We start from the raw sequence: 21,311 nt of genomic DNA on the forward strand, positions 1-21,311 counted from the left end.
CGCATGCCCGGCGATCTGCTGCCGGATGCGACAACGCGTTGCGCGTCACCGCGCAGTCCTGCGCGACCGTCGTGTGAGTGCCAGCTCGGGTGGAGTAACATCACGCGCGATGTTGTCGCCCTCGCGGTCGGGACGTGCGGCGCCAGGCGGAACGATCCTCGTCGTCGACGATCTGGACGCCAACCTCAGCCTGCTCGATCACATCCTGTCCGCGCAGGGCTATCGCGTGGCCCGCGCCCGCGACGGCGAGGAGGCGCTCGACCTCGTCATGCGCGAACGTCCCGACCTCGTGCTCTCGGACGTGCGCATGCCGAAGTGCGACGGCTTCGATCTGTGCCGCGCGCTGAAGTCGTCGCCGGAAACGCGGCTCACGCCGGTCGTGCTGATGACCGGCGCGGCCGAGGCGGCCGACCGCATCAAGGCGATCGAAGCCGGCGCCAACGACTTCGTGACCAAGCCGATCGATCAGGCCGAGCTGAAGGCGCGGGTCCGATCGCTCATGCAGCTCAAGCGGTACACCGACGAGCTGGACTCGGCCGAGGAGGTGCTGCGCAGCCTCGCGCTCATGATCGAGGCGCGCGATTCCTACACCGACGGCCATTGTCAGCGCCTTTCACGCTACGCCACCGAGCTCGGGCTGAAGCTGAATCTGGAGGAGGACGACCTGCAGGCGCTCGCGCGCGGCGGCTACTTCCACGACATCGGCAAGATCGCCGTCCCGGACGCCATCCTGTTGAAGCCCGGACCGCTCACGGCGCGTGAGCAGGAGCGCATGCGCGAGCATCCGGTCGTCGGCGACCGGCTCTGCGGCAACCTGCGCGCGCTCGGCCGCGTGCGCGCCATCGTCCGCCATCATCACGAACGGCTCGACGGCAGCGGCTACCCCGACGGGCTCCGCGGCGACCAGATCCCCCTGCTGGCGCAAGTCATCGGCGTCGTCGACGTCTACGACGCGCTCACGACGGTGCGGCCCTATCGCGCGCCGCTCGATCAGCGGCTGGCGCTGGCCGAGCTGCAGCGCGAGGCCGGCCGCGGCCTCTTCCGTCGGGATCTCGTCGAGGCGTTCGTCGAGACGCGGCAGACCGGCGCGCCCGTGCCGGAACTGTAATCGGTCGCTCAAAACCGTGCGCGCCGGCCCGGGCAGTGCCGGTGCGACGTCGGGGCGGGCACTGCCGGTGTCGGGGCTCCATCGGAAGTCGTGGCACGTAGATTGCGTTTTGCGGCCGGCGTATGGAGCTCCTCAAGTACACCGCGGTCCCCTCCCCCGCTCAGATGGACCGGCGACGTACCCCGAGGCTCACGCCGACCGGGGAAGTACACGCCGAGGTCTTCGGCACGAGCGCGCGCATCACGATCACCGACGTCAGCCATCACGGCATGAAGGTGCAGGCCACGGCGCCGTTCTGGCCCGGGACGCGGCACGTCATCCGCGTCTCCGCCGGACACGCCGCGCCCATCGACCTGCTCGCGACCGTGGTCCACTGCCAGCGTGCCGTCACCGACTGCGGCGCGCCCTGCTTCGTCGTCGGCTGGCAGTTCGTGCCGGGCACGCCGGGCACCGATGAAGCCGCCATGCGCCTCGTCGACCTCGTGACCGGCGACGGACCGTCCGGCCTCGCCTCCTGATCCGGAACACCTCGATTCGACGCGACGGCACGCGAGCGAACACGCCGCCGACTGATCCATCGCCGCGCGCGCTGCGCCGGTGATCCGGCGGGCGTGCACCGTCGTCGCGCCTTCACGGCGGACCTCGCCGCGGCCGCGAGGGGCGTCGGCTATACTCGGCAGCGAGGGCCTTATGCTGCATCCGCTTCGACCGACGCTCGTCGGCGTGCTCGTACTGTGTTCGCTCGTCTGGATGGCGCCCGGCGATCTGAGGGCGCAGGCCGACACCCGGCGAATCTACGTGTCGGTGCTCGACAAGGACAGCAAGCCCGTGCTCGACATGCAGGGCGCGGAGTTCGAGGTAAAAGAGGGCGGCAAGGCCGTGTCGCTGGGCGACGTGAAGCTGGCCGCCCGGCCGGTGCGGGTGGCGCTGATCATCTCGGATCGCGGGACGGGTCAGTTCCAGGGCGCGGCGCTCCGCTTCGTCGAAGCGGTCCTCGGCCACGGCGAAGTCGCGATCACCGGCATCTCGACGCAGCCCGAGCGCTTCTCCGATTACTCCGACAGCGTGGACGTCCTGCGCGAGGGGCTTCTGCGGATCGGCCGGCGCGCGATGGCGAGCGGCGCGAGCGCTCAGCTCGTGGAAGCGATCCTCGAGGCGACCAAGGACATCGACCGCGAAGGCTACCGGCCCGCGGTTGTCATCATGCGCAACGGCGGGGAGGGGCCGACACCGGTCCGCGCCGAGACCGTGCGCGAAGCCATCCGCCGCACCGGTGCGGTGCTCTACGCGATCTCGACCACCGGCACGCAAGGGATCCAGCGCGGCAACCCGACGACCCCGGCGACCGCGGCGGGCGTCGCGCAGGCCGCGGCGCAGTCCGAGGTGCAGGAAGGCATGCTCACGCTCGGCACGATCCTCGGCGAGGGGTCGAAGGACTCGGGCGGCTATCACGATCAGGTCGTCGCGACGACGCTGATTCCGACGATGCAGAGGCTCGCGGCCGAACTGGTGAACCAGTACGAGATCACCTACACGTTGCCGGCAGGAGTCAAGCCGAACGATCGCGTGTCCGTGTCCTCGAAGCGCAAGGGGCTGACGGTCCGAGCGCCGACGCGGATTGCCAATTGATCGGCTCGGGCAGGCCCGCCGCGCCGGTGGCGCCACAGGACCAGGAGTACGTGTCTTCATGCGTGTGAGACGAATCCTCAGCGGCGCCGGAAGTCTGGCGCTCGTCGCCGGCCTCGCGCTGCCGATGAGCGCGCCATCGGAGGCGGCGCAGAACGCACCGGCGACGCCGGCCGCGCCGGCGGCGCGCGGTGGACGGCAGGCCGGCCCGCAGGCGCCGGCCGGCGGCGGCCGCGGTCGCGCGACGTTTCCGGCGCAGCAGCGTCCGCCTGCCGACCCGGCGCTCGTCGCGCGCGGCCAGAGCCTCTACAGCGTGTCGTGCACGAGCTGCCACGGCGGCGATCTGCGCGGCGGCCAGCTCGGCGGCCCGAACCTGCTGCGATCGCCGGTCGTGCTCGCCGACGATCTCGCCACGCTGCTCCAGCCGATCCTGCAGGGCAGCCGCGCGGAACGCGGGATGCCGGCGATTCCGCTCCCGCCCGATGCCGTGAACGCCGTCGCGGCGTACCTCCACAGCGTCGTGGCACAGAGCCGCGGCCAGGGCGCACCGCCGCCCGGGCCTCCCGTCGTCCTCAACGTGCTCGTCGGCGATCCGGCCGCGGGCGCCGCGTACTTCGCCGCGAAGTGCAGCACGTGTCACTCGCCGACCGGCGATCTGCAGGGGCTCGCCTCGCGCGTGCCGGATCCGAAAGCGCTGCAGAACCTCTGGGTGGCGGGCGGCGGCGGCCGCGGTGCCGCCGCGTCTCCCCGCCGCATCGTCACCGCCACGGTCACGCCGGCGTCGGGGCCGGCGGTGTCCGGACGGCTCGTCAAGATCGACGACTTCATCGTGACGCTGGCGCTCGGGGACGGGCGACTGCGCAGCTTCGGCCGCGAGCGCGAAGACGTGCCGCGCGTCGAGATCCGCGACCCGCTCTCGGCGCATCGCGATCTGCTCCGCGTCTACACCAACAAAGACATGCACGACGTCACGGCGTACTTGGCGACTCTGAAATGACCCGCACACGATTGCTGTTCGCGCTCGCACTCCTGTCGACCCCGATGCTGCTCTCCGCGCAGGGCGGTGGCATTGCTCCCGAGCAGCTCGCCGCCCCGCTCGGCGACTCGTGGCCAACCTATTCCGGCGACTACTCCGGCCGCCGCTACAGCGCGCTGAAGGAGGTCGACACCAGCACCGTGCGCCATCTTTCGCTCGCCTGGATGAGCCGCATGCCGGCCGGCTCTGCGACGCCCGGCCGCGGCGGCGGCGCGGCGATGCAGGTGGGCGGTTTCGGCAGCGGCGACTTCCCAGCCGGCTCGGCGCCGACGGTCAAAGGCACGCCGCTCATGGTGGACGGCACGCTCTACGTTTCGGCCCCGGACAATGCCTGGGCGGTCGACGCGCGCGATGGGCGCCTGCTGTGGCACTACTTCTGGAAGACGCGCGGCGGCACGCACATCGCGAACCGCGGGCTCGGGATCTGGAACGATTTCCTCTACATGGTGACGCCCGACAACTACCTCGTGTCGCTCGACGCGAAGACGGGCAGGGAACGGTGGAACAAGGTCCACGCGGATTTCAACCAGCAGTACTTCTCGACGACCGCGCCGATCGTCGCCGGCAATCACGTGCTCGTCGGGACGGGCAATGATCTCGACTCACCCGGCTACATGCAGTCGTTCGATCCGGTCACCGGCGACGTCCAGTGGCGCACGTACCTCGTGCCGATGAACGCCGGCGATCCCGGCCTCGAGACCTGGCCGAGCCTCGAGGCGGCACGCTACGGGGGCGCGCATCCGTGGCTGCCGGGCGTCTTCGATCCCGAGACGCGGCTGTACATCTTCGGCACCGGGAACCCGACGCCGGCCTACACGCCGGGGCGCGGTGAGGGGGACAACCTGTACACGTGCTCGCTCGTCGCGCTCGACGTGGACACCGGGAAGATGGCGTGGCACTTCCAGACGTCGCCGCACGACACGCACGACTGGGACTCGGCCCAGACGCCGATTCTGATCGACGCGGTCGTCAACGGCCGCCCGCGGAAGCTGGTCTCGACGGCCGCGCGCAACGGCTACTTCTACACGGTCGACCGCGTCACGGGTGAACCGGTCGTGACGGTGCCGTACGGCCTCACGACCAACTGGGGCGTACACGTGCGCCCGAACGGCACCGTGCAGCGCGATCCCGACAAGGATCCGATCATTCCTGGCGCCATCGTCTCGCCGAACGCATCCGGCACCATCAACTGGGAGCCGCCGGCGTACAACCCGAATACGAAGCTCTTCTACGTGTCGGAACGGAACGTCTTCTCGATCTTCTACCTGACGGATCCCGATCCGAGAGGATCCATGGGGCTCGGCGGCCACGAGAAGATCGACGTGGGCACCGGCGGCAACTTCCTGACCGCCGTCGATCCGACCACCGGGCGCATTGCCTGGCGCCGGCCGTACGTCGGCGCCACCGGGCTCGCGGGCGGCGGTGGCGGGCTGTTGACCACGGCCGGCAACCTCGTCTTCACGAGCGACGCAGGCGGCAACTTCGTCGCCTACGATGCGGCCACGGGCGCGCCGCTGTGGCACACGCGAATCGGCACCGCCACGAACCCGCCGATCACGTACCGGCTCGACGGCCGGCAGCACGTGCTCGTGGCGGTCAACGACACGCTGTTCGACTTCGTGCTGAACCCGTGACGCTCAGCGCCCCTTGGCGACAACGCCCCAGGGGCTTCCGCCGGTGACGATCCGCTTCACCTGGCCCGTCGCGACGTCGATGACGCTGACGTCCTTCGATGGGCCGTTCGCCGTGTAGAGCGTCGCGCCATCGGCGCTGAGGGCGATGCCCCAGGGCCGATCGCCGACCTCGCCGATCGTGCGCGCGGGCTTGCGCGACGCGACGTCGATGACGCCGACCGACTTCGCGCGGCCGAGCGACACGAACAGCTCCTTGCCGTCGTTCGACAGGACCGCGCCCATCGGCCGCGGCGGAACCGGGCCGTCCTTCGGCAGCGCGATCGTCGCGGTCACTTTGTGCGTACCGGCGTCGAAGACCGTGATGGCTCCGCCGTTCTCTCCGGTCACGAAGCCCGTACGGCCGTCGGCGGTGAACACGACCGACCGCGGCCGCGCGGCCGCCTTCATGCGGGCGACGACTTTCAGCGCCGTGGTGTCGACGGCCACCACCTCGTTCTCCTCTTCACAGGTGACGTAGACGACCTTGCCGTCCGGACGAATCGTCACACCCTCCGGCTCCTCGCCGACCTTCACCCGTGCGCGCACGGTGCCGGTGCCGAGGTCGACGACCGACATCTCCGCGGTCTCCTCGTTCGAGACGAACAGCGTGCGGCCATCGTCGCTCACGTCGAACGACTCGGGATCCTGGCCGCTCTGCATCACGGTCGCGACCTTGTGCGTCGCGAGATCCACGACGCCGATCCCGTCGGCGCTGCGATCGCCAGGCGGAAGCGTGCTCTCGTCGACGCCGGGCGCGGCAATCGGTGACCCCGACAGCGCCACGTACAGCTTGGTCCCGTCCGGCGAAATCTGGAGCCCGCGAGGACGTTTGCCGACCGCGATCCGCTGAATGACGCTGCCCGCATCGGGATCCACGACGACGATCTCGCCGCCGGTCTCGTCGGACACATAGAGCTTCACGCGGGGTTCAGGAGCCGGCGCAGGCGTCGTGGCCGCCGGAGCTGGTGTACTGCTCTGTCCGCACCCGGCCGCGACCACCGCCGCGACGAGCACCGCCCGCACGCCCAGGCCACCGGACCACCATCCACGATATGAACCTCGCATACGCCGCTCCTCTCAGTGTGCTCAGTGTGCAGAACCGCTCTCAGGACTCGCGGCTCCAGGACGCTCTCTTACGAGAACGAAATCATCGCACAGATCCGTCAGCCACTTCGGCAGGCGGCGCTCGCTGCTCCGGCGGATCTCGGCCTCGAACGGGACTCTCTTCGCCGTCCAGGCTGGACCACTTCTTGCGCTCGCCGCGAGCCTGGACGTTCACCATGTTCCCAGCCTCGAATCGCATGTCCCCAGTGCCGGCCGACCTGCCCGGCGTCGACACCGACACGACTCAAAGCAGACGCCTGTCCGCCGACGGCCTCGGCGAACGATGGCTCGTCCAGGACCCGACCCACGGTCCGCTGGAGATCCTGAGACTGCAGCGGACGTTCATCGACGCGCCTGAGTTCGAGGCCCGACTTCGACTCCGCGTGGACGACCTGCGCCAGCTCCGGCATCCGGCGCTGGCGGTCGCTCGCAGCGTCGAGTGGCTCGATGGCGGCGAGGGACTGGGCGTGGTCTCGCCGCACGTGCCCGGGCGCCGGCTCGCCGACGTGCTCGCTCAAGCGCGAGGCGCGGCATTTGCGCTCGAGTTCGTCCGTCAAGTGACGCCGGCGGTCTGTGCGATTCAGCAGGTGCGTCCCGGATTCGCCCACGGATTGCTGACGCCCGATCGGATTGTCGTCACCCGCGACGGCCGTCTCGTGATCGTCGACTTGCCGTTTGCACCAGCCGTCGAGTCGATGCGCTGGTCCGCGGCGCAACTGCGACAGGAGCTCGGGATTGCGGTTCCGGACGCACCGGGCGCCGTTCCGCTCGATCCTCGGCTCGACGTCGTGCAGATCGGGTTCATCGCCTTGGCGCTGCTCCTCGGCCGGCGGCTCGAGCCTTCGGATTTTCGCGGCAACATCCCGGCCCTGATGGAGGAGGCCGGACGTCGCGGGGCTGACACGCGTGACATGCGCTCATGGCTCGAGCAGGCGCTTCAGCTCGTCGAGACGCCGTTCGAGTGCGCGCTCGACGCGCTCGAGGCGCTGACGGCCGCCGGATCCGGTACGGTCGTCGCCTTTCGTGGAGCGGATGCGGCTCGGCCCAGCGACGCCGAGACGCCGCAGCAGCCGGCGGCCGCGCCACCCTCCCTCGCGACAGGGCCAGTGGCTCCGCCGGTGCCGCTGTCTTCTCACCAGGCGCTCGGTGCTTCTTCGGTCGCTGAACGGCGAGTGCCTACACCATCTGCGGAGCCCGAGGCTCCTGGAGTTGCATCCGCACCGGCGACGAGCGATCCAGCGAGCCGCGTCGCGCCGCGCAGCGCATCGGTGGGCGCTCGATCCGGCGCACCGGTCGTCGCGCCGCCGTCGATCCAGGATCGCGCACCGCAACCGCCACCTCCATCCGTCGAGTCGCCTCGTTCCGTCGCGCCAGCCGTCACGACGATCCCGACGTCGCCGCTCTCGTCGATCGCATCGGATGACGCGCCCGAGCCGAGTGCGGCACCTATGGTCCCGATGCCAGTACCTGTCGAGAAGAGCTCCTCGTCTCGGAAGCCCATGAGGCTCGGCCTCGTCCATTGGGTGCTCATCGCGCTCGCGGTCGTGGCGAGCGTTCAAGCCGCGGCCATCGCGGGGCTGCTGACGTCACAGCCGACGTCGCCGGCCGTGCCCTCGGTGACGATCGCCGCGCCGGCCCTCGGCCGGGCACCGGCGGCCGCACCGTCCGCCGATCAGCCCGACGTGACGCCGGCGCCCGCTCCTGCTGCGGGCACGTCGCCGGCCGCGCCGGGAGCTTCGGCATCTTCGGTTCCTGTTCCGCCGCCGCCTGCCCCGCCGGCCAGCGCCGGTGCTGCGCCAGCCGAGAGCACACCGGCTCGTGCGAAGCCGACGGGTCAGGTTGGCGGCGTGAGGGTCATGGCGCCATTCGACTGCCAGGTGTTCGAAGCCGGCGTCCTGATCGGCACGACCGCCGGTCCCATTGCTCTCCCCGAAGGCAGCCACGATCTCGAGCTCGTCAACGAGGCGATCGCGCTGCGCGTCAAGCAGCGGATTGCCGTGAAGCCGGGCGAGCTGGCGAACGTGACGCTCGCCGTTCCGAACGGGCGCGTCAACATCAACGCGGCGCCGTGGGCGAGCGTCTCGATCGACGGCACCGCCGCGGGCGACACGCCGCTCGCCAACGTGTCGCTGCCGGCCGGCTCGCACGAGTTCCTGTTCCGCCATCCGCAGCTCGGCGAGCAGCGCATCGTCGCGCTCGTGAAGGCCGAGGGCGTGACGCGGGTGAGCGCGAGCTTCCAGCGATGATTCGCCTGGCGATCGGCGGGCTGGTCGCGGCCGCGCTGCTGGCGGCGCCGCCTCGCGCGGCTGGACAGGAGTCGCTCGCGCGCGCGAAGGACTACTACGCGTCGGCGTCGTACGACGAAGCGCTGCGCGTGCTCCAGCAACTGCGCGGGCGCGCGCCCGACGATCCCGACGTTGCGGCCTACGAGATGTTCTGCCTGCTGGCCATGGGCCAGGACGCTCAGGCACGCGCCGCCGTCGAACAAATCGTGCGGCGCGATCCGCTGTACCGCCCGCCGGCGACGGAGACGTCGCCGCGCGTCCGCGCGTACTTCGAGGACGTCCGCCGGCCGCTGCTGGCGCCGCTCGTCCGGGAGCTGTACGCGAACGCCCGAAGGCACCTCGATCGGCGCGAGCTCGCGCCCGCCTCCCTCGGATTCGATCGGGTCGTCGCGCTCATCGACGAGCTCGGGCCGCACGACGATCCCGGCCTGGCGGACTTGCGGCTGCTCGCCGTCGGGTTCCGTGATCTCGCCCGCGTCACGCCGTCCGGCACCGCCGATGAGGTCGCGAGCGGAAGTCCTGCACCCGCCGTGTCCGGACCGACGGCGGCTGCGCCGCCCGCGCCAGCGCCGGCCGAGGCGCCTGCGCCATCGGCCGATCCGCCGCGCATCTACGGGCCCGACGATGCCGACGTCACGCCGCCAACAGCGCTGTCTCGGGACATCCCGTCGTGGAAGCCGATGAGCGCCACCGATCGGCTGCGCAACTATCGCGGCCAGCTCGAGCTGCTGGTGGATGGCGCCGGAAAGGTCACGGCGATCACCGTCGTGCAGCGGGTGCATCCCGAGTACGACCGCGCGCTCATCCGTGCCGCGGCCGAATGGACGTTCCGGCCGGCGACCCGCGCGGGCGTCCCGGTGCCCTACAGGTTGGTCGTCGATATCGTGCTGGCGGCCCGCCCGTAGCCGGATCGGCTGTCGTCGCCGGAGCCGGCTGCGCTCTGAGCCGTCCGGCCGGCGCGTCGGTCGGCCGAGCGGTCTGCTCGCCGCGCCCTGGCAGAACACCTCACGCGGTACCACTGGTGCAGCCGCTCTGGCGTGCCGAGATCTGACCAGCCCATAGCCGCGGGCCAGATGTACGCGCTCAGCCGCCGTGCGCGTCCGAGAACGTCGCGCGAGAAGTCGTGTGCCGGCAGTGCGGCGTAAGCCGACTCCAGGAACGTGCCGCGCTCGGCCGGAGGCAAGCGAAGCGCCGCGTCGAAGACGCCGTGCAGATCGGGCAAGAGCTCCACGTAGAGATCGCGGATCGCGCTCGCGCGCCCCACGATCACCATCGTGTTCCAGACCGCGCCGCGAGCGAGCAACCGCGTGGCAACCTCGCTCGTCGGCTTCTCGACGAACGCCGAGACCGGCACGAACCCGCCGGGCTCGCTCCCCTCGCCGAGCGAGATCCAGCCGTAGTCGTCGCGCGGTGCCGCGGCTTCCACGCCGAACAGCACGAGATCGTTGCGCTGCTGTGCGCGCCGCGCCGCCTCCGCCACTCCTCGCCGGAACGTCGCATCGTCCAACACGCCATGATCGGACGGGGTGATCACGACGATGGCGTCAGGCTGCGTATCGAGGACGGGCGTGAGCGCCAGCAGCACGCCCGCGGCCGTTCCGCGATCGCGCGGCTGCACGACGACGGTCGTGCCGGCCCCCGCCACCTCGCCGGCAACCACGTAGTCGACGTGGCTCGCGTCGACGATCACCACCGTCCTCGACGGTGGCGCCAGCGGCTGCAGACGATCGAGCGTTTGGCCCAACAGCGACGTGCCGCACGGTGCGCGATAGAACTGCTTGGGCACGCCGCCCGTCACCGCGGCCAGTCGCTTGCCCGCTCCCGCGGCAAGAACGACGGTCCACAGTTGGTCTCGCATGGCGTGCTCCTCGAATGCCCGCGGACGGACCCGGCAGGCCTGGAGGGGGGCGTGCGGTTCCAGGCTTCTTCGAGCTCCGCGGAGTCGTGAGTTGTGAGCGTGAGCTCCGAGCGACCGCATGACGCGATGACACTCGAGAACCACTTCTCAGACGTCGACGGTGTTCCAACGCTTCTCTAGCAGGATCGGTGCCGGAATAGGCAAGCCTTCCCGAACGCGTGTCGAGCACTCGCCGTCGCATCGCGATGCGGGCGCGAGGGATAGTTCCTGAGTCCGGGAAATATTTCCCGGCGCGGGACCGAGACGGGGATCGAGCGCGAGCCGATGGTGCGCGCTCGGTCGCCGACGGCTACCGTGTCAGCGTGGGCTTCTCGGCCTCTTGCTGGTTCTGCTTCTCCTGGATGGCTCGCCAGATGCGCTCCGGCGTGAGAGGCAGGTCGCGAATCTCCACGCCAACGGCCTCGCCGATCGCTGCGCCAATCGCCGCGGCGATCGCCAGGATGCCGCCTTCGCCGGCGCCCTTCGCGCCGTACGGGCCGGGGCCGTCGTGGTTCTCGATCAGAATCGAGTGGAGCTCGCGCGGGACGTCCTGCACCGTCGGAATCCGGTAGTCGAGCGCCCCGAGGTTGAGGATCCGGCCGTGCTCGTTGAGGATGAGGTGCTCCATCAGCGAGTGGCCGAGGCCCATCACCGCCGCGCCCTCGTCCTGCGCCTCCACCTGCTGCGGATTCAACGCGTGGCCGATATCGCTCGCGAGCACCAGCTTGACGATCTCGACGGTGCCCACTTCGGGATCGACCTCCACCTCGGCCGCCGAGCACATGAACTCCCAGAACTCCGGCCGTCCTCCGAGCGGATGCGTCGGCACGTAGCCGCCCCCGCGTTCCTCGCCGACGCCGATCAGCTCTCCTCGCGGCGGCCCGAACCGCGCCTTCAAGACGTCGACGTAGGAGAGCTCGCGGTCCGGCAGGCGGACGCGTCCGGGCTCGACCTGGATCCGCTCTTCGTCCAACGCGAACGCCTCAGCGGCCAGCGTGCGCAGCCGTCGTCTGATCTCGGCGCACGCCTTCAGGATCGCGTTGCCCATGAACACGGTCGACCGGCTGGCCGACGTCGAGGAGTCGTACGGCACGACGGCCGTGTCGCCCATCACGACGGCCACCTCGTCCAGCTTCAGCCCGAGCTCCTGCGCGGCGATCTGCGCGAAGACGGTCCGCGCACCCTGGCCCATGTCGGACGTGCCGGACAGGATCGTCGCGCTCCCGTCGTAGTGCAAACGGACGATGGCGAGGGAGGCGGACGCGGTGGACGAGCTCTTCAGCCCGAGCGAGATGCCGCGGCCGCGGTGCTTCGGGAGCGGACGGTGCCAGTCGGCTGCCGCGGTCGCCTTCCGGATCGCGCTCCCCCAGTCGCCATCGGCCGGCGTGTCGTTCGGGATGAACGCTTCGCCTTTCGCCGGCACGTTGCGCAGGCGGATCTCGGCAGGATCGAGGCCGAGCAGGCGCGCGGCCTTCGTGAGCTGCGATTCCACGGCCCACGACGCCTGCGGCGTGCCGAACCCGCGGAACGCGGTCGTCGGAGTGGTGTGCGACAGGATGGCGCGCGCGATGACGCGGGCGTTCGGCGTGTGGTACGGACCGCATGCCGCATAGCTCGCCTTGCTGACGACGCGAATGCCGATGTCGGCGTAGGCGCCGAGGAGGAAGTGGCCTTCGAGATCCTGGAACACGATGCGCCCGTCGCTCGTGAACCCCGTGCGCGCCCGCACCGTGGCCGACGTCCGCCTCACCTGCTGGAACGTCTCCTCGAGCGTGAGGATCAGCCGCACCGGCCGTCCAACCTCGAGGGCGAGGTACGCCATCAGCGGCTCGAACTTCGGCCAGCCCTTGCCGCCGAAGCCGCCGCCCGGGTCCGGCGAGATGACACGCACTCTCGAGATCGGCCAGCCGAGCGCGGCCGCCACGACGCGCTGCAGCACGAACGGATGCTGCATCGGGCTCCAGATCGTCACGCCGTGCTCGTCGGGCGCCGCCATGTAGCCGTGCGGCTCGATCGCGAAGTGCGTGATCATCGGGAACTCGTAGTCGTGCTCGAGGACGAGGTCCGCGCACGCGGCGTCGACGTCACCCCACCCGAACGTCCACTCGTTCAGCCGGTTCGTCTGCGCGAGCGGGCCCTTGCCGCGGAGGGCGGGGTCCTGCACGAGCGGTGCGCCGGGCGCGAGCGCCTGATCGACGGTGAGCACGGCCGGCAGTTCCTCGGACACGACGCGGACGAGCGCCGCGGCGTCCTCGGCGGCGTCGATCGTCTCGGCCACGACGGCCGCGACCGGCTCGCCGAAGAACTTCGTCTCGCCGACGGCGAGCAGCGGCCGATCCGTGACGGCCGGCCCGAAGCGCGGCATTGGCACCGGCAGGTCGGCCGGCGTGACGATCCGTCTGACGCCCGGGACCTTCAACGCCTCGGCCACGTCGATGCGATCGATCCGGGCGCGAGCGACGCCCAGGTGCACGAGCTTCACGTGCAGGACGTTCTCGAGATGGATGTCGGCGATGTACTGCTGCGCGCCGGTGACGCGCTCGCGGCCGCCGACGCGAAGCGGCGACTGGCCGATGAGAGGGTCGGCCATCACCGCCCGGCCTTTGCCGCGGCCGCGACCGCTTCGATGATCCGGTGGTACCCGCCGCACCGGCACAGATTGCCGGAGAGCCCGTCCTGAATCTCGGCCGGCGTCGGGTCGGGATTGGTCATCAGCAGGTACTTCGCCGACATGATCATGCCCGGGATGCAGAAGCCGCACTGCACCGCGCCCTTCTCGAGGAACGCCGCCTGCACCGCATCGAGCTGGCCGTTCACCGCCAGCCCTTCGATCGTGGTGACGGCGTGCCCGTCGGCTTCGGCTGCGAGCACGAGGCAGGAACAGATCGCCCGGCCATCGAGCAGCACCGTGCAGGCGCCACACTCGCCCTCCGCGCAGCATTCCTTCGTGCCCGTGAGCTGCAGTCGATCGCGCAGCAGGTCGAGCAGCGTGTGGTGCGGCTGGACGGCGGCCGTCGCCGGCACACCGTTCACCGTGAAGGAAATCGACACCAGGTCGGGGGTCATCAACGCGACTCGTTTCTCGTCGTCAGCCGATCGATCGCCGTCGTCCAACTACGCCGGCTCATCACCGCCAGCATCGCCTGGCGATACTCACGCCCGCCGCGCACGTCGGAGATCGGCCGCGCGTGGCCGATCAGGCGCTGAATCGCCGCGTCGCGATCGTGCGCCGGCGCGTCCGGCGCGAACGCGCCGCTCGCATCGGCGACGAGAATCGGCGTCGGCGCGACGGCCCCGAATGCGAACCGCGCCTGGCCGTCGCGCGTGACGGAACAACAAAGGTTGATCGTGGCCAGATCGACCCCGCGGCGGCGGGTCACCCGGCCGAACGCGGCGCCGACCGGCGCTGCCGGCACCGGCAGGTCGATGGCCGTGACGAGCTCTCCCCGGCCGACGACCGTCTTTCCCGGGCCGAGGAAGAACGTCTCGAGCGGCACCTGCCGCGTGCCGTGCGGGCCCGCAAGGTGCACGATGGCGCCGTAGACGAGCAGCGCGGGCGCCGTGTCGGCCGCCGGCGACGCGTTGCAGATGTTGCCGGCGAGCGTGGCGCGGTTCCGGATCTGCACGGACCCGACGACCGAGGCGGCGTCGGCGAGCGCGGGAAAATGGCGCCGCACGCGGGCGTCGGCGATGAGGTCGGTCATCACGGTTCGCGCGCCGACGCGAAGCACGCCGTCCGTCTCCACGATGCCGGCGTCGAGCTCGGGCACGTCCTTGACGTCGAGCACGACGGCGGGACGCAGGTGGCCCAGGCGCAGACGCACGAGCACGTCGGTGCCGCCGGCGAGCACTCGCGCGGCGGCGCCGTGCTCGTCGAGCACGGCGATCGCCTCGCTCATCGTGCGCGGTCTGAGATACCGGAACGCGGCCACGTCAACGCCTCGCGGCCGAGCGCGCATCGCCTCTCGGCTCGGTGGCGCTGCCCGATGCCGTGTCCGCAATCCGTTCCCGAGCATGCGGCGCGCGGGAGCCTGTTGGAGCGGCTGTGGTAAGTTGCTCGCGCACGGACATCCATCGACGGCGGACTCGCATATGGCGGCATCAATTGTAGTCATTGGCGCGCTCGACACCAAAGGCGAGGAGGTCGCGTTCCTGCGCGATCAGATCGCCGGGCGCGGTCATCGCACGATCGTGATCGACTCCGGCGTGCTCGGCCAGCCGACGTTCCCTGCCGACATCGGCCGCGAAGAAGTCGCCCAAGCCGGCGGCGTGCCGCTCGCCGATCTGGTGGCCGAGTCGGATCGCGGCCACGCCGTCACGGTCATGACGAACGGCATGCGCGAGGTCGTGCTCCGCCTGCACGCCGAGGGCAAGGTCGACGCGATCATCGGCATGGGCGGCGGCGCTGGCACGGCGGTGGCGACCGCCGCGATGCGCGCGCTGCCGCTCGGCATTCCGAAGGTCATGGTCTCGACGCTCGCCAGCAGCGACGTGCGCGGCTTCGTCGGCGTCAAGGACATCACGATGATGCCGACGATCGTCGACATCAGCGGCCTGAACCGCATCAGCCGGGCGGTCTTCACGCGCGCCGCGGGCGCGATCTGCGGCATGGCCGAGGCGAAAGTCCCGCCAGCGGCCGACAAGCCGCTCGTCGCGGCCTCGATGTTCGGCAACACGACGAAGTGCGTCGAAGCCGCGCGCGCGATCATCGAGCGCGCCGGCTTCGAGGTGCTCGTCTTCCACGCCACCGGGAGCGGCGGGCAGACGATGGAGAGCCTCATCGAGGCCGGCGACATCGCGGGCGTGCTCGACGTCACGCTCACCGAGTGGGCCGACGAGCTGCTCGGCGGCGTGATGTCGGCGGGCCCGACGCGGCTCGATGCCGCCGCCAACGCTGGCGTGCCGGCGGCCGTCGCGCCCGGCTGTCTCGACATGGTCTGCTTCTGGAAACCCGACAGCATTCCGGAGAAGTACCGCAATCGGAAGATCTACATCCACAACCCGAACATCACGCTGATCCGCACGACGCCCGAGGACAACGTCGAGCTCGGACGCATCATCGCGGGCAAGCTGAACGCCTCGACCGGCCCTGTCGCGGTCTACTTCCCGCTGCGCGGGCTCTCGGTGGTCTCGACGACCGGCGGGCCCTACTCCTGGCCCGAAGCGGATCAGGCGCTGCTCGACTCACTCAGGCAGCACCTGCGCAAGGACATCCCCGTCCACGTGTTCGACACGCACATCAACGATCCGGAGTTCGCCAAGGCGATGGCCGACGGCCTCCTCGGCATGCTGAAGCGCTAGCCGCGGCGGTAGGTCAGCGCTGGCGCCATTCCGCGGCCATGCGGTCGAGCAGGCCTGCGGGGAACGGGCCGTCGTGCGCGACGGCGCGATAGCGGAGGACGAACGGGGTGCCGGCAGCAATCGTCACCGGCGCGAGCGCGGAGACGCACGGGTTGAGGAACGACACGCCCCTGGGTTCGTGCCACGTGGACGTCGGATTCGACGGGTGATCGATGACCGCCGAGGCGATGACCGTGCCGTCCGGCAGCGTGAGCGTGTGGCTGTACCAATCGCGCGCCGGCCAGTTCTTCGTCGCGTCCGTGGCGTTCGAGTCCGGCAGCGTCACTTCGCCGTTCGCGTCGCTCAACACGTAGGCACCGTCCTTCCGGCAGCGGAAACAGAAGCCGGTGAACGCCATCTGATTGAGCGTGACCTCGTAGCCGGACGTGAACGTGTACGTCAGATCCAGGACGCGTGCGCCCTGCGATTCGCCGACGCGCATGGCGGCCGCCTCCGTCAGCACGGCCTCGGTGCCGATGCGCCAGTCGTTCGTGACGGCGATCTCGGCCGACGTCGCATCGGATCGCACGAGGCGCAGGTCGCGGTTCACGATCACGCGGTCCTCGACCGGCGCGAACCGTCCCCATCCCCAGAAGTCCGCCTTCTGCGTGGCGCCGCCCTTCGTGAAGGTCATGTCGTGCCACGCGAAGAAGATGCCGCGGTGATCGCGATGATCGGCCGGCGCGATGTCGGTGGCTCGCTGGCCGGCCAGCGTGTTGAACGGATGCACGCAGCAGGCGCTGTTGCCGGCGAGCGGCACGTCCGCCGGCTTGCTCGTCAGGTAGCCGAGGACGATCCGGCCCTGCGGATCGCGCAGCGTACGTCCCGCGCCCTCGGCGTCGAAGGTGAACGCGCTCGCCTGGGCCCGCGTGCGCGAGGTGAGCGCCGCGGCGCCGGCCAGCCCGAAGAACACTCGACGGGTCATCATGCGTGCGATCCTCCCGATACTTGCGCATCCTACACGAACTGGAACTATTGCCTGCAAGGCCGAAAACGCCCGGGCTGCGCCGCCGCGGCCGGTCAGGCCGCGTCATCGCCCTTGCGCCATCGTCGTGGCACGGGTCATGCTGACTGCACGCCGAAGGGGGCGTCCATGGTCGCGCTGCACCACGTGCTCGTCGCAACGGATTTCGGCGAAGCCGCCGACGTCGCGCTCCGGTACGGCCGCGAGCTCGCGCGCACGTTCGGCGCCGACCTGCACGTCCTGCACGTCGTCGAGGACGTGGCCAGCCGCGCGCTGGTGATGGCGGCCGGCACGCCGGAGGAGATCGCGCTCGCGCAAACGGGCATGGAGGAAGACGCCAGCCGCCGGCTCGACGGCCTCCTGACCGACGACGAGCGCCGCGAACTGCGCGCGACGACCGCAATCGAGATCGCGACCACGCCCGCCGCCACGATCGTCGCGTACGCCCGGCGGATCGATGCCGGCCTCATCGTGATCGGCACGCACGGGCGTGGTCCGGTGACCCACCTGCTGCTCGGCAACGTCGCCGAGCGCGTCGTGAGGACCGCACCCTGTCCGGTGCTCACGGTCCGGCATCCGGAACACGACTTCGTCGTGCCGGATCCGGCAGCTCCCGCGGCCGAGGAGGCCTAGGTGATGGGCGCATTCCTGTATCGGCTGATGGGCGCGGCCATGCTCGACGCCGGCGCGTACGAAGGCATCGAGAGCGACCGCCGCGCGACGCTCCAGGCCGGGGTCGTGGTGGTGCTTTCGAGCCTCGCCGCCGGCCTCGGCGCGGGCGGCGTGTACGGACCGCGGCCCGGAACGCTGGCCGCGTTCTCCGCCCTGGCGCTCGTCACCTGGATCGCGTGGGCGACGCTCGTGCTGCAGATCGGCGGACGATGGCTGCCGGAATCCGGCACGCGCGCCGACGCCGGGCAGTTGCTGCGCACGATCGGCTTCGCGGCCGCGCCAGGATTGCTACAGGCGCTGGCCGTCTTCCCTCGCATGGCGTGGCCCGTGTTCCTCGCCGCCTGGTTCTGGATGCTTGCGGCGATGGTGGTCGCCGTGAAGCACGCGCTCGACTACCGCAGCACGGCGCGCGCCGTCGCCGTGTGCGTCCTCTCCGCCGGGCTGGCGCTCGCGCTCGCGATCGTGCTCGGTGTGGTCTTCGGCACGCCAGTCTCCTGATCCGGGTCGCAGGCCGTCCGCTGGCCCGGAATATCCCGAGCGTTCCGCGAATTCGGCCGGCGCCGAGCCGGCTGCCGACGCGCGACGGCCGTGAAGGCCGACCACTCACCGCGTCCGGAGACTGGCATGTCTCCTGCTGCTCTGCCGATGAATACCATGCAGGCACGCGACGTGGGTTCCGGCGCCCTTCCTCCGGCCAACATCCTGGTGCCCACCGATTTCGGCGTGGCCGCGAACCTCGCCCTCGACCACGGTCGAAGCCTCGCCCGCGCCTACGGCGCCACGCTGCACATCGTGCACGTCATGAAGGACGCATCGACGGCGGCCGTCATCGACGCACCGGCCGCCGAATACGACCGCGCTGACGCCGATCTCGAACGCCACAATCGCGAGCGGCTGGAGGCGCTGGCGGTCTCGAGCGAGCCGGGTGTGCCGGTGAAGACCGAGATCCTGCGGTCCGCCAGCCCTGCGTTGGCCATCCTTGGCTACGCGCGACGCGCGGCGGCGGATTTGATCGTGATGGGCACGCACGGCCGCAGCGCGATCAGCGACTTCATCCTCGGCAGCGTCGCGCAGAAGGTCATCCGCTCGGCGGCGTGCCCGGTCATGACCGTGCGGGCATCCAGCCCCGTCGACCAGCCGACGGAACGGGGCACGCACGTGTTCTGACGGCAAGGGCCGGCGGCGCCGCCGGTTGTCGCGAGCTCGGCACGGTCATGACCCGGCGCGTTAAGATCTCGAAAGTCCCTGGCGCTCCGATGCCCGGGCTTCGACGCCGATGACCTCATCGATTCCGCTCCCCAAGTCCGTTCTTGCGCTCCGGCAGTACGACCTCCACACGTTCCGGCACGATCTCGTCGCCGGCGTGACGGTGGGTCTGGTCGCGCTGCCGCTCGCGTTGGCATTCGCGATCGCGTCGGGGCTTCCACCCCAGTCCGGAATCTACTGCGCCATCGTCACCGGGTTCCTGATCTCAGCGTTGGGCGGCTCGCGCGTCCAGATTGGCGGGCCCACCGGCGCCTTCGTGGTCGTCGTCGCCGGCATCGTCGCCACGTACGGGCCGATTGGCCTCTTCATGTGCACGATGATGGCCGGCGTCATGCTGATCATCGCGGGACTGACGGGCGTCGGCTCGTTCATCAAGTTCATCCCGCGGCCGGTCATCATCGGGTTCACGAACGGCATCGCGGTGCTGATCGCCAGCACGCAAATCAAGGACTTCCTCGGGTTGACGACGGAGGCCAATCCAGGCGAGTTCCTGCAGCGGATGCGCGAGATCGGCACGCATCTCGGCACGCTGCACCCGACAACGACGGCCGTCGGCGTGGTCACGCTGGTCACGGCGCTGGCGGTGAACCGCTGGGTGAAGGCCATCCCCGGGACGGTGGCCGCGCTCGTGCTCGGCACCGGGCTGGCGTTCGCGTTCGGGTTGCACGTCGAGACGGTCGGCACGCGGTTCGGCGGCGTGCCGTCGGGTTTACCGAGCCTGCACGTCCCGCGCTTCGAGCTCTCGCTCGTCTTGACGCTGCTCTCGCCGGCGTTGACGGTCGCGACGCTCGGCGCGATCGAATCGCTCATGTCGGCCGTCGTTGCCGACCGGATGAGCGGCGATCGGCACAATCCAAACGTCGAGTTGTTCGCGCAGGGCGTCGCCAATGTCATGTCGCCGCTGTTCGGCGGCCTGCCAGCCACGGGCGCCATCGCCCGGACGGCGACGAACATCCGATCCGGCGCGCGGACGCCGGTGGCCGGGATGATTCACGCGCTGACGCTGCTCGCCGTGCTGCTGGTGCTCGCGCCGGTCGCCGCGCGCATTCCGATGGCCGTGCTGGCCGGTCTGCTCTTCGTGGTCGCGTGGAACATGGGCGAGTGGCACGAGATCCGGCCGCTGCTCCGCCAGACGAAGGCCGACATCGCGGTCTGGGCCGTGACGTTCGGCCTGACGGTTCTGGCCGACCTGACCGTCGCGGTCGAGGTCGGGATGTTCCTCGCGGCCGCCCTGTTCGTTCGACGCGTCTCGGTCACGACGACGGTCTCGCGCGTCACGCCCGACTACGTGCGGGAAGGCGTCGTCCACATCCTGCAGGACAAGCCGATTCCCGACTACGTCACGGTGTTCCGCATCCAGGGGCCGCTGCTCTTCGGCACGGCCGACAAGGTGCGGCGGGTGACCGACCGGACCGCGGAGCTGCCGCCGGTCGTGATCTTCCGCCTGCGCAACATGACGGCGGTCGATGCCACCGGCCTCAAGGCGCTCGAGGACGCGGCCCGCGAGCTCCGGACGTCGGGCCGTGTCGCGATTTTCTGCGGTGCGCGGCCGCAGCCGGCTGCCGTGCTCCGCCAGGCGGGTTTCCATGAGCACGTCGGCACCGAGAACGTGTGTCCGCACATCGCCGCCGCGCTCGAGCGCGCCAGGGTGGTGCACGAGTCGATGAGGACATCCTCGCCTTCGGCCTGAAACATTCCTGACGCGCCGCAGCGACGGCCGCCCGGCGGTCCGTCGGCCGTCAGGCATGCGCCTTGCTCTCTGACGCGTGTGTGCAAGGAGGCAACATGAACCTGACCAGATTCGATCCATTCCGTGAGCTCGACCTGTTGACCACCCGTCTCAACCGGATGCTGGGGCCGACCTTTCCGCAGAGCGGCGTGCTCGACGAGAGCATGCGGTTCGGCGACTGGTCGCCCGCCATGGACGTGGAGGAAACCGAGAAGGAGTACGTGGTGAAGGCCGACCTTCCTGCCATCCCGAAGGAGGACGTGAAGGTTCGTGTGGAAGACGGCGTGCTCACCGTCGAAGGTGAACGCAAGCAGGAGAAGGAAGAGAAAGGCAAGAAGTACCATCGCACCGAGCGGAGCTACGGCAAGTTCGTGCGTCGGCTGGCGTTGCCGAGCGACGTCGACCAGCAGCAGATCGCGGCGGAGTGCAAGGACGGCGTGCTGCTCGTCCGGCTGCCGAAGAAAGTGGCCGCGGCGCCCAAGGCCGTCGACGTCAAGATCGCGTGAACGACGCTCGAAGGGGGGACGGCCAGTCCCCCCTCCCCCTCCGTTCCCCGCCCGCTCCCTCCCACGACTGCCGTTTCTCCCTCCAATCGATGTAGGCTTGCAGGG

19 protein-coding genes are annotated in these 21,311 nt (G+C 70.3%); 13 read left to right on the plus strand and 6 right to left on the minus strand.

Going from position 1 to position 21,311, the window contains the following annotated elements; all coding sequences use genetic code 11:
* Positions 1-109 precede the first annotated feature (109 nt).
* The 5 genes from IT184_01185 to IT184_01205 all read left to right on the plus strand — a co-directional run bounded on the left by IT184_01185 (position 110) and on the right by IT184_01205 (position 5,404).
* Positions 110-1,108, plus strand: a complete 999-nt coding sequence (locus IT184_01185; GenBank protein ID MCC7007408.1) for a response regulator — start codon at positions 110-112, stop codon at positions 1,106-1,108.
* A gap of 122 nt (positions 1,109-1,230) precedes the next feature.
* Positions 1,231-1,626 (plus strand): PilZ domain-containing protein, encoded by a 396-nt coding sequence (locus tag IT184_01190; protein MCC7007409.1) that lies wholly within the window; start codon positions 1,231-1,233, stop codon positions 1,624-1,626.
* A gap of 172 nt (positions 1,627-1,798) precedes the next feature.
* On the plus strand, positions 1,799-2,737 hold the full coding sequence (locus tag IT184_01195; protein ID MCC7007410.1) for a hypothetical protein: 939 nt from the start codon (positions 1,799-1,801) through the stop codon (positions 2,735-2,737).
* Positions 2,738-2,801: 64 nt separating this feature from the next.
* Entirely contained in the window at positions 2,802-3,731 is a 930-nt protein-coding gene (locus IT184_01200) for a c-type cytochrome (protein ID MCC7007411.1), read from the plus strand.
* Positions 3,728-5,404 (plus strand): acido-empty-quinoprotein group A, encoded by a 1,677-nt coding sequence (locus IT184_01205; protein ID MCC7007412.1) that lies wholly within the window; start codon positions 3,728-3,730, stop codon positions 5,402-5,404. The genes IT184_01200 and IT184_01205 overlap by 4 nt, the downstream gene beginning before the upstream one ends.
* A gap of 3 nt (positions 5,405-5,407) precedes the next feature.
* Here the strand turns inward: IT184_01205 and IT184_01210 are convergent, their stop codons facing one another.
* A complete protein-coding gene (locus tag IT184_01210) occupies positions 5,408-6,508 on the minus strand; it encodes a beta-propeller fold lactonase family protein (GenBank protein ID MCC7007413.1) in 1,101 nt (366 codons plus the stop codon).
* Between the two features lie 236 nt (positions 6,509-6,744).
* On the opposite strand from IT184_01210, the gene IT184_01215 reads away from it, so the two are divergent.
* Positions 6,745-8,793: a hypothetical protein gene (locus IT184_01215; protein ID MCC7007414.1), complete on the plus strand. Its 2,049-nt coding sequence runs from the start codon at positions 6,745-6,747 to the stop codon at positions 8,791-8,793.
* Positions 8,790-9,737, plus strand: coding sequence for a tetratricopeptide repeat protein (locus tag IT184_01220; GenBank protein MCC7007415.1), 948 nt, complete (start codon positions 8,790-8,792; stop codon positions 9,735-9,737). The genes IT184_01215 and IT184_01220 overlap by 4 nt, the downstream gene beginning before the upstream one ends.
* Here the strand turns inward: IT184_01220 and IT184_01225 are convergent.
* The 4 genes from IT184_01225 to IT184_01240 all read right to left on the minus strand — a co-directional run bounded on the left by IT184_01225 (position 9,695) and on the right by IT184_01240 (position 14,661).
* Complete coding sequence (locus tag IT184_01225) at positions 9,695-10,690, minus strand: NTP transferase domain-containing protein (GenBank protein MCC7007416.1); 996 nt, start codon at positions 10,688-10,690, stop codon at positions 9,695-9,697. The two genes, IT184_01220 and IT184_01225, sit on opposite strands and share 43 nt — an antisense overlap.
* 349 nt (positions 10,691-11,039) lie before the next feature.
* Entirely contained in the window at positions 11,040-13,319 is a 2,280-nt protein-coding gene (locus IT184_01230; GenBank protein MCC7007417.1) for a xanthine dehydrogenase family protein, read from the minus strand.
* Positions 13,319-13,795, minus strand: a complete 477-nt coding sequence (locus IT184_01235) for a (2Fe-2S)-binding protein (protein ID MCC7007418.1) — start codon at positions 13,793-13,795, stop codon at positions 13,319-13,321. Before IT184_01235 ends, IT184_01230 begins: the two co-directional genes overlap by 1 nt.
* Complete coding sequence (locus tag IT184_01240) at positions 13,795-14,661, minus strand: xanthine dehydrogenase family protein subunit M (GenBank protein ID MCC7007419.1); 867 nt, start codon at positions 14,659-14,661, stop codon at positions 13,795-13,797. The genes IT184_01235 and IT184_01240 overlap by 1 nt, the downstream gene beginning before the upstream one ends.
* 160 nt (positions 14,662-14,821) lie before the next feature.
* Here IT184_01240 and IT184_01245 point away from each other — a divergent pair, with 160 nt between their 5' ends.
* Positions 14,822-16,030 carry a Tm-1-like ATP-binding domain-containing protein gene (locus IT184_01245; GenBank protein MCC7007420.1) on the plus strand — a complete coding sequence of 403 codons (1,209 nt, stop codon included), beginning with the start codon at positions 14,822-14,824 and terminating at the stop codon, positions 16,028-16,030.
* A gap of 13 nt (positions 16,031-16,043) precedes the next feature.
* Here IT184_01245 and IT184_01250 read toward each other — a convergent pair whose 3' ends face one another.
* Complete coding sequence (locus IT184_01250) at positions 16,044-16,997, minus strand: PmoA family protein (protein ID MCC7007421.1); 954 nt, start codon at positions 16,995-16,997, stop codon at positions 16,044-16,046.
* 165 nt (positions 16,998-17,162) lie between these two features.
* Here IT184_01250 and IT184_01255 point away from each other — a divergent pair, with 165 nt between their 5' ends.
* From IT184_01255 to IT184_01275, 5 genes are all read left to right on the plus strand, one after another.
* Positions 17,163-17,666, plus strand: coding sequence for a universal stress protein (locus IT184_01255; protein ID MCC7007422.1), 504 nt, complete (start codon positions 17,163-17,165; stop codon positions 17,664-17,666).
* Positions 17,667-18,203 (plus strand): hypothetical protein, encoded by a 537-nt coding sequence (locus IT184_01260; protein MCC7007423.1) that lies wholly within the window; start codon positions 17,667-17,669, stop codon positions 18,201-18,203. It abuts the gene before it with no gap.
* Positions 18,204-18,350: 147 nt separating this feature from the next.
* Entirely contained in the window at positions 18,351-18,872 is a 522-nt protein-coding gene (locus tag IT184_01265) for a universal stress protein (GenBank protein MCC7007424.1), read from the plus strand.
* Positions 18,873-18,981: 109 nt separating this feature from the next.
* Positions 18,982-20,661: an STAS domain-containing protein gene (locus tag IT184_01270; protein MCC7007425.1), complete on the plus strand. Its 1,680-nt coding sequence runs from the start codon at positions 18,982-18,984 to the stop codon at positions 20,659-20,661.
* 95 nt (positions 20,662-20,756) lie between these two features.
* Positions 20,757-21,206, plus strand: a complete 450-nt coding sequence (locus tag IT184_01275; GenBank protein ID MCC7007426.1) for an Hsp20/alpha crystallin family protein — start codon at positions 20,757-20,759, stop codon at positions 21,204-21,206.
* Positions 21,207-21,311 lie beyond the last annotated feature (105 nt).

This window comes from Acidobacteriota bacterium (assembly GCA_020853395.1).
Lineage (GTDB): Bacteria > Acidobacteriota > Vicinamibacteria > Vicinamibacterales > SCN-69-37 > JADYYY01.